Here is a 14,625-nt window from a genome sequence, read left to right on the forward strand (position 1 = left end):
AACCCGTACGACGGTCACACCTTGCGGGACGTCATCGACCGCACCGAGACACTCACCGGCTGCGCGATCGAGCGGGCCTATGTCGACAAGGGATACCGCGGCCACGACGCACAAAATCCCCGACGGACCTTCATCTCCGGCCAGAAGCGCGGCGTCTTCGGTGTCATCAAGCGCGAGCTGCGCCGCCGCTCCGCCATCGAACCCATCACCGGACACCTGAAGGCCGATGGTCACCTCGGCCGCTGCTACCTCAAAGGCCGCGCCGGCAATGCGGCTAACGTCATCCTCTCAGCCGTGGGCCACAACTTCCGCCGCATCCTCGCCTGGCTCAGAGAACTCTTGTGCCTCATCCGCTCCAGCTATGGCGCACGTTCGGCCGTCCCGCCGCGCTCAATTCGCCTTCTTAACGGACGACCAGATAGGGATGGTTGTTTGCAATCGCATTCGAAGCCGCCCCGGTGAGGGCTGTCGCGCAATCTGGACGCAACGCATCCAGCGGAATGTCCCAACGGGCCTCGCCCAGCCAGTTCTGAGCATAGCGACCGGTGCGCGAAACGGCAAACGCGCCATTGTTACACCTGAGCAGCACAAGATGATCGGCAAGCCGCCCGAGGCTCCCCAGTAGCACATTTTCGTAGCGGGGAAGCGTTTCGCCGGGCTTGAGCGCAACCTGCCACTTGCGCCGCAGGACCGGCATGTCATTGATCAGCCTCGTATTTGATTCCGCGGATTGCTCGTTGGCAGCACGCATCACACGCCCCACTCACCTAAGCTTCCTGCCCGGGCGGCATCAAATCCAGCTTGGCTTAATTCGCTCTTAAAAAGACGAGACGGTCGCGTTCGGCCCCTGCTGATCGATGCCGTTGCCTGAAACATCTGGCGCGACCGTCTTCAAGACTCATAACGCAGAAAATCCGCGGCGGTAGTGCATAATTCAACGAAAAGCGTTTGCCAGCGCCACTGGAACGACGAGAATCTTCGAACGAATGATTTGAGCCTCACGTATTCTACGAAGTAGCGCTCGTCAGTTGCGCGCGAAATTTTTTGTCGGATGTCCGATTTGTACGACTACCATTTGCCGACGGCGCAGGCGCCAGCAAATCCTCAATGTTAATTGTGCTTGAAGGACCGTCCCAGAGAGATGCGTGATAACTAAGCGCATGTTAAAGAAATGTGACGACTGCCGGCGCGAGGAGGCCACGCATGAAAAAGAGTGATTTGACTCTCGGAATGCGGTGCTGGTTTTCGCCGTCTTGAGCTTACGTCTGAACGTGGCATCCAAGGAAACTACCACTGCCCTGCTTGCGGCACACTGATCGAGGAGCTCGGAGCGGCCCACCTCGTGCTTTATCGCTTGACCGTACAGCCTTCCATTAAAGCAATCCGCAATCAATAATTCGTCGCGGCGGCCCAGGAGCTTTAGTGGGTTCGCTCAATTTTGGTATCTGACAGCGAGATCAGCGCGCCCCTTCCTTGAAGCCACAAACAGCATCCTTGCCGACCTTCAATGGTGGCGCCGTGACCGACTTGCTTGCGGGCTCTCCTGCAAATTGCATCGCCTCCCCCGTTAACGGATTGCCGAGCAGGCGCAAGTAGTTCGTCTGCCACGTTCCATGAAAGGCAAAAAATTCGCATGATAAACAATCTGGCCGGCGTCGGTATCTTCAAAGTAGACACGGACCTGCATGTAGTGCCGTCCGTCTCGAACTTCGCCGTCAAGAGAGACTGTCAGCGCGGTTCCTCTTATTGCGCGTACAGGGACCCTTGTCTCACACAGAGGCAGTTTTCTGAGCAAGCGCCAAAAGCTTGAGCTTGGCTCCAGCTGCCGGAAGCTGATTCACCGGCCTGAATGCGGCAGGCGTTGCGCTGCCGACATCGACTTCGGGCGAATATATCGAAGATCTATCGTCAACGCGTATTGCGGGCATCCAACCACAGCGCGCACAAGAACGTAAACGGAGTTCTGCTGCTGCCGAAGCTGCATCTCTGGGATTTCGCGATGAGCGATGGCATCCCCTTTGATCGGCAATCCATAGACCAACTATCCGCTTCGGAAGGACTCTCTACCACTGCGTATTGCACGGTGGACAACGAGGGCATCCGTCGCATCGGGCGACGTTGTTGCGTCGGATTCGGCCGAAGGCAGCGCGCGCACGCCGCCGCCTTCGCGCGTTCAGGCCGGCGCACGTTAGCCTCCTCCCGCAGCGTCGCTGCCGTAGCGGCTGGTCGAGGTCCGGTAGTACTGAGCGCGGATGGCGGCCATGGCCTCGATCAACGGTCCCCAGGGCGCGGGAAAGCGTTCTTTCGCTATCACCCGATCCAGCATGCGCGTATGGCCGGCCAGCTCGTCGTTGAGGAACTCCACCACAGGCATAGCCGGATAGCGCTGCAGCAGCAGGATCGCCGCGTTGTCGGCCTCGTCGGCCGACCTGTCCATGTCGCGTCCATGCAGATCGTTCTGCAGGCGCCCTATCGCGGAGATGAGCCGCAGGACCTGGCGAAACGCCGGACGCGCGCGCAAGGTCGCCATGTCCAGTCCCCACAGCAACGACAGGCAACAGAACACGTTCGCGTAGGCGATCGAATCGATGCCGTTGTGCAGGTACTCGGCGTAGGACCAGCGTTCCGCCCCCACCGCCTGCGCGTGTCCGGCGCGCAGCGCCGCGCAGTAGCACCGGGTATCGTCGAGAAGCTGAGCATAGTCGCGACGATCGTAGGCGAGCGCGGCCAGCGAAGCGCGCAGCACAGCGCAGCCCTCGAATCCGGGGAGCGCGCACGGCACGCCCTGCCCCAGTGCCTGCTCCACCGCGGCGAGCTGCTCCGGCGCGATCAGGCCAAGGTCGTTGCAATCGTCGAGCCAGAACAGCATCGCCAGTTCGCGATAGAACGCCACGGTCAGCGTTTCATCCTGCGGATCGCGGCCGGTGCGGGCGCTGATATCGTGCAGGCTCGGAAGGATGCGCTGCAGGATGTACTGGCCGCCCCTGACCGCTTCCACGCCGTGCTCGTCGGCGAACCCGGTCAGGGAACGCCCCCACTCCAGCACCTCCTGCAGCGCGCGTTCGGTCTGAATCATGGCGCCGCTCCTGTTCCCTCGGCCAGGACGCGCCGCTCCCAACCAAGTGCCAGCCACAACCCGGCGAGTTCGGCCACGCGCACGACCCGGGTGGGGCAATACAGTTCCTTGCCGATCCACAGCGGAGTCTGCGGCAATGCATGCGCCGCATGGCGGGCGAGCATCCACTCCAGCGCACGCGCCACCGCCTGCGCAATGCGCCGCCGCCCTGTCGGCTCTTCGCTCCCGTCCATCACGTGCAACGCGAACAGCGCATAGGCAGTTTCCTCGAATGTGGACGCGCGACCGGCGCCCCAGCCGCCGTCGTCGCGCTGCGCCTGCAGCAGCGCCGCCAGCGCGCGCTCGTCGCGCCACTGGGGCTTGCCTTGCGCCAGCGCTGCGACCGCATGCGCGGTGGGATACAGCCACGAAACGTGCCATTTTTCGTTGTCCCAGAGACCGTGCGGGTTGCGATTGGCCTCGACGTAGGCGCTGGTGCCGGCGGCGGGCTTTCCCAACAGTCGCAACGCATGCAGGGCATGGATGTTGGTCGACACCGAGGCATTGCGCTCGCCGGGGAAGGTGACGAACAGCTCGCCGATTTCGAAATGGCGCAACGCATCGGCCGCCCGGTCGCGGCCTGCAAGGCGCAGGACGCACAACGCAACGGCGGTGTCGTCCGCATCTGCCGCGAAGTGCACGGCCGGGCCCAGACCGCGCACGCCCAGGCGGGCGTCGAGCTGCGCGATGATCACGCGCACCGCCCCGGCGAGCGCGGGATGCGCGAACAGACCGGCCAGATGCAAGGTGTATAGCGACCAGCATGGCTCGAACACATTGATCGGCCAGACGTTGGGAACGACACCTTCGATGCCGCTGCGCGTTGCTCGCGATGCCGCCTGCAGATACGCGTCGGCGCGCCCGACCTGCGGCGTGCTCCCCTGTGTCACGGCGTGCGCACGCCACGCGGCAGTGGCCGCGGGACTGATGCCGATGCTGCCGTCATCATCCGGCCATGCGGTGGTCGGCGACGTCCCCCAGGCTTCCCAGGAGTGCAGCAACGGATGGCCGCTCGGCAACGTCGCCACGGCCCCCCGCTTGACCCGCGCTTGCCGCAACGGCAACAGCGCCGGGTGGCGCGGAAACGCCACGCCGCCCGGCAAGGATGCGGCCTCGTCGCAAAACCGCGGTAGGATCAGCTCCGCGCCGATCGGCGCGTCGTCCGGCACCGCACGCGCATAGGGATCGGGCTGGCGCTGGAGGAACCGCGTTGCAGCCTGGACAGCGTCGGCAGCGCCGGGAAGAGAATCGACACGCTGCAATGCCAGCAACGCCGCCCATGTCGGCGCATGACGGAACAGCGGGAAGTCTGCGCTTCCCCATCCGCCATCGGCCTGTTGCTGTGCGATGAGCCACGCGTATGCGTCCTGCCGACCGATGACGTTGCCATGGAACTGCAGAGTTCGCGCCGTGTCGTAGACGGATGGACCGACGCTGCCGCCATCGCGCATCTCGCTCAGCAGGTGGCGCAATTCGGAAAGGATCTGTTCAGCCAGCGCGTTCACGCGGGATGTTCCTTCTGCAGACGGTTGACGGGAACCAGGATCGGGCAGACGCCGCGCACGTCGCCGCAGGCCCGTCGCGGCCATGCTGGGCAACCGCTGCGCTCAGCGCCACGGATTCGGACAACATGCACCGCTGCCGCAGGCCGATCGCAGCGGCCCAGGGGCGACTCCATGTGGACCGGCGCGCTCATGCGCATGGCGCGTGCTTGAACAGATAGGCGTCGGCCCGCTGCAGGATCTGCGCCAACCGTTCCGCACGCGGCCCCAACGGGGCGACGGCCTCCCCGGCGTCGCGCAACAGATCCATCACGAACTGCCGCGCTGCCTGCAGCCCCATGATCGACGCGCAGGTCGGCTTCCGCGCCGCCGCGTCCTTGCCGGGGGTCTTGCCCAGCGTCGCGGTATCTACTGTCGCGTCGAGAATGTCGTCGATCACCTGCAACGCCAGGCCGAAATGGGCGCTGTAGCGATCGAGCGCACAGTACATCGCAGCGTGCGCGGCATCCTCCGCAATGGCGCATAGCGCGCCCATGCGAACGGATGCGCGCACTAGCGCTCCGCACTTCATCCGGTGCATCACCAGGATCCTGTCCAGCTCGACGTGCTTTCCAACCAGCGACAGATCCATGGCCTGCCCGCCCGCGGCCCCCTCGGCGGACACCGCCTGCGCCAGTTCGCGCACGAGCGCAATACGGTTGTCGCCCGGCGCATCCAGGCTCGCCAGGGTCAGGAAGGCGTGCGCCTGCAGCGCATCGCCCACCAAGATCGCGGTGGCTTCGCCGAACTTGACGTGCACGGTCGGAAGGCCGCGGCGAAGCACGTCGTCGTCCATCGCAGGCAGATCGTCGTGGACCAACGTACAGGCGTGCATCATCTCGATGGCGGCGCCGACTTCGTCGAGCATGTGCGCCGGCGTGTCGGCCAGTGCGCCGGCAGCCAAACAGAGCAAGGCGCGGGTGCGCTTGCCGCCATGCAAGGTGGCGTAGCGCATCGCCGCCATCAGCTCGGTCTCACCGTCGTCTTCGGCGCAGAGAAGACGCGCCAGCGCCTGTTCGACCCGCTTTGCGCCGTCCTGCATCCAAATCTCGGGCAGCAGCCTGCCGGATGCGCCGCGCGCCTGCGCGCCCGATCCGCCGTTCGCGGAAACGCCAGCTCGGTCGTCGTGTGGCGTGGAACCGGTCTGCATGTTGTTCATGTCCTTGTACCTGCCAGGAGACGGCCACGGCGAGCCGCGAGCCGCCGCGGTGTTGCCGGCCTCGCACCGAGCGCGCGCGCCGAGTGGAGCAATGCCGCGTGTCGCCGGCGCCGCTGCCTCACCACACGGGGCATGCGATGCCAGCTCATGAGAATCCGATGCGGATAGTCATGGACGGATGCGCGGTCGGGTAATAGCGCCGGCCTTTTTCGACGCCGCTCAGCAACCGCGGCCGCACCCCGGCCTCGTGCATGGTCAGCGCCAAGGCGATACAGAACTGCACCAGTTCCAGCCATGCCAGGTGGTAGCCCATGCAGACGTGTGGGCCGGTACCGAACTGCAGCATGTCCACCGGCCGGATCGGCTCGGTGCGTTGCAGCCACCGCGCCAGCCGAAACTGATCAGGCGCCTCGTGCAGCAGCGCCGAGGTCGAGAAATGCAGCAGCGGGATGCACAGATCGGTGCCCGCGGGAATGCGCCGTTGGCCGAGTCGCAATTCACGCAATGCGCGACGCACCAGGAGCGGCGTCGCCGGATGCACGCGCAGCGTCTCGCGGAACAGCGCCTCGGCGACCGGACACTGCGCCAGGTCCGCGTGCCGGGTCGGCACCGCGCCTACGCGTTGCGCCTCCTCGACCAGCGCGTCCCACAGCCCAGGCTGCCGCGCCAGCTCGATCACCATCCAGGCCATCGTCGAGGCGGTGGTGTCGTGACCACCAAGCAGCAGCAAGCGGATATTGGCGATCAGGACGTCATCGGAAAGCGCATCGTCGCTGCGATCGAAGGCGCTCACCATGTCGTTGATCAACCCGGTGCGCGCGGCATGTTCGCGCGCGGCGCGGACGAACTCGCGCAACCGCGCATCGATCCAGTCGCGGGCGGCGCGGCCGCGCCGCAAGGGCAGTCCGGGCAGGTCGACCGGGGGCGCGACGACCAACTGCAGCAGTTGCCGGTACTTGCGATGCCATCCCGGCAGGTCCTGCGCGGGGATTCCCATGAGACTGAAGATGAGCTTGAGCATCAGATCGCCGGTTTCGCGCAGGATGGTGACGTCGCCCCGGTCGCGCCATCTCTGCACGCGCGCCCGGATGACGGGCGCGAACAGCTCGCCGATGCCGGCCTGGGTCAGCCCCTTGGGCAGAAGCGCCGCCTGGATCGCATCGCGCGCCTGCCGGTGCGCGATGCCATCCTGGGCGACCAACGTTCCGCCAAACAATTCGGGCGCGATGTCTTCGATGAGCGCCGAGGACACGTCCTTGTGCCGGAGCACTGCGAGAGCATCCGGATCCAGACTGGTCATCAGGTGTCCGGCAGGGCCGAAATCTAGCCAGAAGTGGCTGCCCAGCGTCCGTTCCGCGCGCCGCAGCAGGCGCGGCAGGTCGCAGACGACGGCGGGAAGATGCCCGACCAAGGGAAAAGCGCCGGGCACGACCGGGATGTCGTGCCGCAGCCGATGCCGACGGTTCAGCGGGTTGAGCAGCATGTCCATCAGCAGCGCGGCGCCGCGTCCGCTTCGGCGGTCTCGCCGGCAGGCCGCGCGGCGCGGCTGTTGCCACCGTCGGCGTATGTCGGCACATGCGCCAGCATGCCGCCGTCGATGCACACGACCTGGCCGGTGATGAACGCAGCATCGTCGGAGAGCAGGAACGCCACCAGCGCGGCCACGTCCTCGGGGCGGCCCACGCGCGGCAGGAGCTGGTGCCGGCGCAGATCGGTTTGCATGTACGCGTCCAGCTTGGCGAGGAGACGCTCGGTCATGATGAGACCGGGTGCAACCGCATTGCAGCGGATCTGCGCATGACCGTACTGGGTGGCGAGCGAGGCCGACAGCATGTTCATCGCCGCCTTCGACGCGGCGTAGGATGTCAGCGCGGTGTCACCGCTGAGCCCCTGGCACGACGACATGTTGACGATCGCGCCACCTCCGCGGGCGATCATCCGTGGGATGGCCTGCCGGCAGCAGAGCAGCGTGCCACGCAGATTGGTCGCCATGGTCTGATCCCAGACCGCTAGGTCCAGCTCAAGGATCGCGCGGTCGCGCGGGGTCAGATGCATCGCGCTCGCGTTGTTCACCAGCAGGTCGACCCCACCGAAGTGCCGCTCCGCCGTCTCGAACAGCGCTGCCACCGCCTGCGCATCGGCGATGTCGATCGCCAGGGCGAGCGCGTGGCCCGCTTCGGCCGCGATCTGCGCGGTGCAGGCGATAGCCGCCGATCCATCAATGTCGGCCACCACCACTCTGCCGCCCTCGCGCGCGATGGCGAGGGCGCATGCCTTGCCGATGCCGGCTCCGGCGCCGGTCACCACGGCCACTTTGCTTTCAAACCGTCCCATGTATCGCCCTAGATTGTGTTGGTCTTTCGCGGCATGCCGCTCGGCCTCCGCTGGAGAAGGCGCAGGGTGCGCGCTGGCGCGCTCGCCATCGCCAGCGTCGCTTTCGATGACCCGAATGGCGGCGACCGGGCACTGGCTCGCCGCGAGCCTCACGGCGGCGTGCAGCGCCTGCGGGACCTTCGCCACGCACACTTCGGCCACGCCGTCCGGTTCGCGCTGGCGAAAGGTGCCCGGCAGCGTCAGCACGCACTGCCCGCTGGTTCCGCACAGATCCTGGTCGACCATGACGCGCATCTCAGCTCCCCTGCGCATGCAGCCGCACCGGCAGTGCGCGGAACGTCCGAAGGAACGCCGAGGGCTCCCGGGTCGGCTGCTCGGCCAATGCCAGCGTGGGGAAGCGGGCCTGGATCCGGGGCAGGCTCTCGGCCAACTGCACCCGGGTCAGTTGCGCACCGAGGCAGAAGTGAATGCCGTGGCCGAAGCTCAGCATGATCTTCCCGTCGGTCGACATGCCTGGACTGGTGCCGTAGAACCGCGCGGGATCGAAGCGATCGGGATCGGCGAAGGCGTCCGGGTCGCGATTGCCGGACGCGATCAGCACGCGCACGTCCGCGTTCTTCGGGATCACCACGTCGTCCAGTTCGATGTCGCGCTGGGCGATACGCGGAATGGAGCTGAACATCGCGGGCGCGTCGCAGCGCAGGACTTCTTCGACGAATGCCCTCACCCCCGCGGCGTCCTTCTGCAGCCAGTGCCGCTGTTCGGGATACGCCAGCATCGCCAGGACGGCATGGTCGATGCTCGCAGCAGTGGTGGTGAAGCCGCCCAGCAGCATGCCCCACAGCATGCTGATCAACTCCGCATCCGACAGCGTGTCGGCATCGTGGTCATGTGCGCCGACCAGCATCGACACGATGTCGTGGCGGGGATTGGTGCGCTTGGACTGTATGAGGTCGCCGAAGTAGGCCTGCACTCTGGCGCTGGCCGCGTCCGCCGCGGCGAGCTGGGGATCGCTGGCGTGCGGGCTCAGGCCTTCCAGGATGCCGCCGATGCCGGCGGCGAGCCCGAAAATGTCGTCCTGGGGCATGCCAAACAGTTCGGCGAAGACCAGCATGGGCAAGGTCAGCGCGAATTCCCGATGAAGGTCCACCGCCTCCCCGCGCTCCAGCGCGGGCGCCATGCCGTCCAGCCGCGCTGCGACGATGCGCGCGATGCTCGGCCGCAGGTTGTCGATCTGGCGCATGGTGAAATCGCGCGAGATCAGCCGGCGCAGACGCGTATGCGTCGGTGGGTCCTTCATCGCAAGCGTGGACGCCAGCAGATTGAGCGACAGGCTTCTCGCCGCACGCGGGAAATAGCGCGCCAGTTCGCCGGGCGCCGGTCCTCGAAAAGCATCGCCCGTGGCCTTGAGAGCCCAGCAGATGTCGGCGTGGCGGCTCAACAGAAAGAGGCCCGACGCCGCGCGATGCACCGGATCGTGCTCGCGCAACCACCGCATGAATGGATACGGGTCGTGAATCCACGCCGGCGACGCCAGTTCGGCGAAGGCGTCCCGGCATGTTGTTTCTTGCACGTCCATCCTGGTTACCTATTGGCTGGCTGATCTGACCGGTACGTGGCAGGCACGCCGGCAAATCGCGGAGACGATCGCGATCCCCCAGCGGCGTCCGCACATCACCAGAGCACCGGGAACTCCTCGAACCCGCCGGTGATGATCTCCTTGCGCAACTTCAGTTCTTCGGGGGCTAAGGCCAAGCGCAGCTCGGGAAAGCGCTGGAAGATCGAACCGAACACCGCCTTGAGTTCTAGCCTGGCCAGCGCGCCGCCGATGCAGGAGTGCGGCCCGGAAGAGAACGCCAGGTGCGGCTCTCCGTCGCGCCCGATGTCGAAGATTTCCGGGTCGACGAAATGGCGCGTATCGAACGACGTCGCCGGCAGGCCGACCAGCACCTTGCTTTCCGGGGGAATATGAACGCCCGCGATGGTCACGTCGGTCCTCGGATAGCGCATGATGCCGTCCCAGCCCGCGCCCGGCGGGTACATACGCAGGATTTCCTCCACCGCCTTGTCCACCAGGGATGGATCGCCGACCAGGCGTTCGCGCTGTTGCGGATGGCGGAACATGGCCAGCAGGCCGAATTCGATCTGCGCGACGGTGCTCTCGTGGCCCGCCACCAGCATACCCGCCGCCAAGCCGATCGCCTCTTCCTCCGTCGCCTTGCCCTGGTCAACCGCCGCGAGCAGATCCGTTAGCAGGTTGTCGCCCGGATCCTGGCGCTTGTCCCGCATCTTGCCGCGAATGTAGGCGCGCAGTTCTTCCCAAGCCAGGCGCGACGCGCTGCGCGGGCCGCTTTCATGCTGGTGCGTCATCACCTCGTCGGACAGCCCGGCGAAAAAGGCGTGATCCTCGTAGAGCACGCCCATCAGCGCGCTGATGACCATGGCCGGAAGGGGAAACGAGAGGTGGCGCCGCAGGTCGGCGGGCTGGGGCTGGGCCCCCAACGTCTCGAACAACTGCGCGGCGATCGCCTCGACCTGCTGGGCGAGCAGCTTCACCCTGTGGTTGCAGAAGGCCGGCGCCACGATCTTGCGTAACCGGGCATGTTCGGCTCCCTCGTGCGAGACCAGCCAGCCCCGCGAACCGAGAATCACCGAATCCGGAGTGAATGCCGCCGGCGGCATTCCCGCGGGCCGGAACGCCGCGTCAGACAGCACCGCCTTGGCCTCGTCGTAGCCTGTCACCCACCAGCCTTCGTGCCCGGACGGGAAGCGCACGCGGTGGATCGGACCGTTGGGGCGTAGCATCAACATCTCGGGCGAGGGCTCGATGTGATCGACGCGCCACATCGGCAGCCTCGGCAAGGGTTGTTCGGACATGGTGGCACTTCACTCTCTAAGCGATGGAAGGGCGGAAGGTGACCGGCGAGCGCTGCGGGCAGCGAATGACGTAAGACGGCATGTAGACGACGGTCCTCCGCGGCGATGATCAGCGCGACATCCTCTAGTCGCACGAACAGCGCGGGGAAGGCGCATCGCTGTAGGCGCGCCAGCCCAGCGCCCAAGCAGAAATGCGGCCCTTGGCCAATCGACAGGTGCGCGTTATGCCGCCGTGCGGCTCGAACCCGTCGGCTGTCATAGATCGACTGACCGCAGGGATTGGTGAAGGAGGCTCGACCCACCCGCCACCGACCTGTCCGCCACTATAGCCTCCGGACCACGCCCACAGCGCCATGCGCAGTTCGCTCCTGGCTCAAGGTCTGCCGCTTTGGTTGCACCGCGACGAGCGCAACTGTTGTGGCTCCCAAAAGGAGAACTCTAGATCGCATCCAACACTTCCTGCATTTTCTTGGTCACAAGCGAGCGACAAGTCATTGCCACGCAAACCGTCGGAACGGACCAGACGCGAACAGCGAAGGCGCCGTTTCCGTCTCGAAGACCAATCGCGTTGCGATAGTGATGATGCCGTGAACGAGCAAATCGCGTGCCGGAGTGAATCGGAGGCTCAGCAGGCACTTCCTAGTGTCAGGCTTCTTGCATTGTCTCAATGCCGACAACCGGCGCAGCAAGTGCCCGACAAAAGGCCCGCTCTCGCGCCGCATGTGCGGCGCAGCCTTTACGGGATATTTCAAGCATCCGAATTGACTGCAGCGGGTGAGCGGCTTCCTGCGTTGTCGCCGATATCCTCAAGGCTCTTCTTGGTTACCTCAGCGTTACGCGACAAGTGGCGGACGACGATACTCTTATTGGCTATCTCGAACGCCTCGACCGCCTGTTTGAGAATGCGGCATTTGCCGAACCCGCCGATACCAATCAACAGAACTGCCGAAACGCTCGGATTAGGTGCACGATGCAGGTCTGCACCACGGGCTGCGGATTGGTTGCGACGTGCGTGTAGCGCTCCGTCGATAACAGTCGCGCATGCCCAAGAAGGACTTGGATGAGCCGGGTATCAGTACCGCGCTCGTAAAGGTGAGTAGCGAAGCTATGGCGCAGAACATGTGTCGTCACCTGCTTATCGAGACCGGCATGTTGCCGAGCTTTGCGGCAGGCCTCTTGCAACGTGCCGACACTCACCGGATCGTCCGGATTGCGCCCTGGAAACAGCCAATGGCGCGGTTTGGCCAGACACCAGTAGGATCGCAGGATGCTGAGCAGCCGCGGCGACAGCATCACGTAACGGTCCTTGCCGCCTTTGCCGGCGGTGATCAGGATCAGCATGCGCTTGCTGTCGATCGCGCTGGGCCTCAAGGCGGCTGACCTTGCCGGCTCGTAGCCCGGCAGCATAGGCCGTCACCAGCGCAACGCGGTCGCGCAGGGCCGGTACAACCTCCAGGAAACGGGCGACTTCCTCCGCACTCAGCACCAGCGGTTGCTTGACCGGCTCACAGGCCGAAATAATGTTCTCAATCGCCTCCGTGCGCCCGCGCATAGAAAAAGCGTAACGCGCACGTCACTTGGTTGATGTGGGTCCACGACCGCTTCAACCCGATCAGGTGCAGTTGGTACGCGCGCACCTGCTCAAGGCTGAGCTTGTCGGGCGATCGGCCGAAATGTCGGCTAAAGTTTGCAACCGCGTAGACATAGGATTGCTGCGTCGACGGTGACAAGTTGCGCAGCGTCATATCGTCGATCATGCGGCGGCGCAGCGGGCTCGAACTCATCGTGGCCATGAGGCACTCCTGTATTGAGAGGAACGGACTTGCGGTCCCATCCTTCAAACAGATGCCTCTTAGATAAATGGTCTCGCCACGGCCTCCCGCGGAGCGGGTTCGTTCAATGGTGGGCGACATCGAGCGGAATCAGCAGCCGAACAACTCACGCCGTCGCGCGAAGGCCGACCGGCGGATTCTCGTGGTGGTTTGTATGTGCTCGCGGCACGCACAGCATGGCCCGCGGAGGCTGGTATAAGTCTGTCAACCATTCAAGCTTCGGAAAGGAGGCGCCTGGCTGCAGGTTTTGCAGAACTTGGGCGCCGATCACCCCAGGCGCGGGAGCATCGCTGCATAGACGCAGCATGATTGGACAGGCGATTCAATCGAAATATGGATCCAAAATGCCGAGAGCCAAGCCGCCGGGTCAATTCGTGGAGCAATGTTGGCGCGACGTCTCCACGTGTTTAGCTCGCAGCTGGGCCTTTAGTCCCAGCTGCGGCTGTTTGGGAAAGATGATACCGGAGAGGTTGATGATGGCTGTGCGGCCGTCGGAAGCTGGCCGCGCAATCGCCGTCGGGCTCCTTCGCCGTCTGCGAAAATAGCCTTACCTCCAGTCTCCGCTCCTGACTTGTGAGACACCATGATGCTCTGCGAACGCGCGATTGTGGACCTTCAATCGGCGAGAAGTTGCATTTCAACCAGCTGCGCGCGCTCTATTCAGTTGAAGCTGACCCCAGCCCTTAGCCGGTCCTGCAGTGCCCGCCGATTGATGCGGAGGTTGCTGAGGTTCAGCGGGTCTGGATGCCGTCCTTCCGCCAGCTCCCGGGTGCCGTCCACGACAAAGACGCCGCAATCATAGGTGTTGCTCTGCTCGCGCATGGAGCCCTGTTGCAGGTTGGCCTGCAGCCGTTCTGCGAGCTGCTCTGCGGGCAGGTTATTGGGTCCTGGCGCAGAGTCCTAGTGATAGGCAGCCGGTCTTGCCCGATCGCGGCGATCAACCAGCAGCAGCGACCAGTGACTGCCGCGCCACCCTCTATCCGCAGCGCTGGCATCGCTTAACCGGCAGGAACAGGAAGTCGGCTCTATCACCGCGACTCCACCCGAATGCGCGTTCCGCGTCCTCGTTGGAGCCTGACCGCAACATTTGGGCTATCAAAGGATCCACGAACCGCATCCGGGCGGCGAGATCGGGATTGCTCTCCTGCAACTCCCGCCTCAGGACCCCATAGTCCCGCTCAATATGCTCGTCACCCAGCCACTGCGTGGGGCCCAGGACGCGTCCGCTGCGGTCAACAGAGACTCCGGTCAAAGGGCCGATCTGAGCAGGCGGGACCGGGGACGGGCGAGGATGATGGATGAATTGTGCACCGCGTCCTCGCGGCCCTAATGCGATCGAGTAGGTCTCACCGTTGATCAAAACCTGCCTTGGGCCGCTGAACTGGGTCGGCAGCAACCCGTGGTTATTCAGGATACGGATCTGGACATCCGCCACCGGCTGGGAGCCATGCTGCCAATCCTCGGGAACGAGATATCCGATATCCTCAAGCTCCTGAAGCACGCCTGATGGCCCGACGAAGAACGCGGCACTACCGGCCGGGCTGAGCACCGGCACTGAGTGAGCATCGTCACGCATCTGGTGCGGTGTGGCCGGCAGATCAATGAAAGAGTCGAGACCGCGGTAGATCTCTGACGACCGAGCTGGCGCGTCTGATTCTCCGGTGAACAGGTCTTTATTGATTTCCGGCCAAGGGGGCAGCCTGGGTGTCCGCTGCAACAAGTCGGCGGCTCCGCGTCAGGTTCTCGACAGCTATCGCTCATAGAGTC

13 protein-coding genes and 3 pseudogenes are annotated in these 14,625 nt (G+C 64.8%); 1 reads left to right on the forward strand and 15 read right to left on the reverse strand.

What is annotated here, in order from left to right:
* Nucleotides 1-407 (forward strand): annotated as a pseudogene (locus tag I6F28_RS34955) (transposase); the annotation flags it as partial.
* On the opposite strand, the gene I6F28_RS34960 reads toward I6F28_RS34955, so the two are convergent.
* The 15 genes and pseudogenes from I6F28_RS34960 to I6F28_RS35025 form a co-directional block, all read right to left on the reverse strand.
* A complete protein-coding gene (locus tag I6F28_RS34960; RefSeq protein ID WP_306469183.1) occupies nt 404-751 on the reverse strand; it encodes a hypothetical protein in 348 nt (115 codons plus the stop codon). The pseudogene I6F28_RS34955 and the gene I6F28_RS34960 overlap by 4 nt on opposite strands.
* An 826-nt stretch (nt 752-1,577) precedes the next feature.
* Nucleotides 1,578-1,732, reverse strand: a pseudogene (locus I6F28_RS34965) (4-hydroxybenzoyl-CoA thioesterase); the annotation flags it as partial.
* A gap of 456 nt (nt 1,733-2,188) precedes the next feature.
* Complete coding sequence (locus I6F28_RS34970) at nt 2,189-3,076, reverse strand: terpene synthase family protein (protein ID WP_225131016.1); 888 nt, start codon at nt 3,074-3,076, stop codon at nt 2,189-2,191.
* On the reverse strand, nt 3,073-4,620 hold the full coding sequence (locus I6F28_RS34975) for a hypothetical protein (protein WP_225131018.1): 1,548 nt from the start codon (nt 4,618-4,620) through the stop codon (nt 3,073-3,075). The genes I6F28_RS34970 and I6F28_RS34975 overlap by 4 nt, the downstream gene beginning before the upstream one ends.
* Nucleotides 4,621-4,807: 187 nt before the next feature.
* Nucleotides 4,808-5,806, reverse strand: a complete 999-nt coding sequence (locus I6F28_RS34980) for a polyprenyl synthetase family protein (protein ID WP_225131119.1) — start codon at nt 5,804-5,806, stop codon at nt 4,808-4,810.
* Between the two features lie 154 nt (nt 5,807-5,960).
* Nucleotides 5,961-7,304 (reverse strand): cytochrome P450, encoded by a 1,344-nt coding sequence (locus I6F28_RS34985; protein ID WP_225131020.1) that lies wholly within the window; start codon nt 7,302-7,304, stop codon nt 5,961-5,963.
* Nucleotides 7,304-8,149: an SDR family oxidoreductase gene (locus I6F28_RS34990; RefSeq protein WP_225131121.1), complete on the reverse strand. Its 846-nt coding sequence runs from the start codon at nt 8,147-8,149 to the stop codon at nt 7,304-7,306. The genes I6F28_RS34985 and I6F28_RS34990 overlap by 1 nt, the downstream gene beginning before the upstream one ends.
* A gap of 6 nt (nt 8,150-8,155) precedes the next feature.
* A pseudogene (locus tag I6F28_RS34995) lies at nt 8,156-8,443 on the reverse strand (ferredoxin); the annotation flags it as partial.
* 1 nt (nt 8,444) lies between these two features.
* Nucleotides 8,445-9,728 (reverse strand): cytochrome P450, encoded by a 1,284-nt coding sequence (locus I6F28_RS35000; RefSeq protein WP_225131022.1) that lies wholly within the window; start codon nt 9,726-9,728, stop codon nt 8,445-8,447.
* 95 nt (nt 9,729-9,823) lie between these two features.
* A complete protein-coding gene (locus tag I6F28_RS35005; RefSeq protein WP_225143493.1) occupies nt 9,824-11,026 on the reverse strand; it encodes a cytochrome P450 in 1,203 nt (400 codons plus the stop codon).
* Between the two features lie 748 nt (nt 11,027-11,774).
* Complete coding sequence (locus I6F28_RS35010; protein ID WP_225131036.1) at nt 11,775-11,963, reverse strand: hypothetical protein; 189 nt, start codon at nt 11,961-11,963, stop codon at nt 11,775-11,777.
* Complete coding sequence (locus I6F28_RS37385; protein ID WP_249782200.1) at nt 11,960-12,433, reverse strand: tyrosine-type recombinase/integrase; 474 nt, start codon at nt 12,431-12,433, stop codon at nt 11,960-11,962. The genes I6F28_RS35010 and I6F28_RS37385 overlap by 4 nt, the downstream gene beginning before the upstream one ends.
* A 119-nt stretch (nt 12,434-12,552) precedes the next feature.
* Nucleotides 12,553-12,819 carry a site-specific integrase gene (locus I6F28_RS37390; protein WP_249782201.1) on the reverse strand — a complete coding sequence of 89 codons (267 nt, stop codon included), beginning with the start codon at nt 12,817-12,819 and terminating at the stop codon, nt 12,553-12,555.
* A gap of 699 nt (nt 12,820-13,518) precedes the next feature.
* On the reverse strand, nt 13,519-13,680 hold the full coding sequence (locus tag I6F28_RS35020; RefSeq protein WP_225131038.1) for a C48 family peptidase: 162 nt from the start codon (nt 13,678-13,680) through the stop codon (nt 13,519-13,521).
* A gap of 154 nt (nt 13,681-13,834) precedes the next feature.
* On the reverse strand, nt 13,835-14,578 hold the full coding sequence (locus I6F28_RS35025; RefSeq protein ID WP_225131048.1) for a hypothetical protein: 744 nt from the start codon (nt 14,576-14,578) through the stop codon (nt 13,835-13,837).
* Nucleotides 14,579-14,625 lie beyond the last annotated feature (47 nt).

This window comes from Bradyrhizobium sp. NBAIM14 (assembly GCF_020193895.1).
GTDB lineage: Bacteria > Pseudomonadota > Alphaproteobacteria > Rhizobiales > Xanthobacteraceae > Bradyrhizobium > Bradyrhizobium yuanmingense.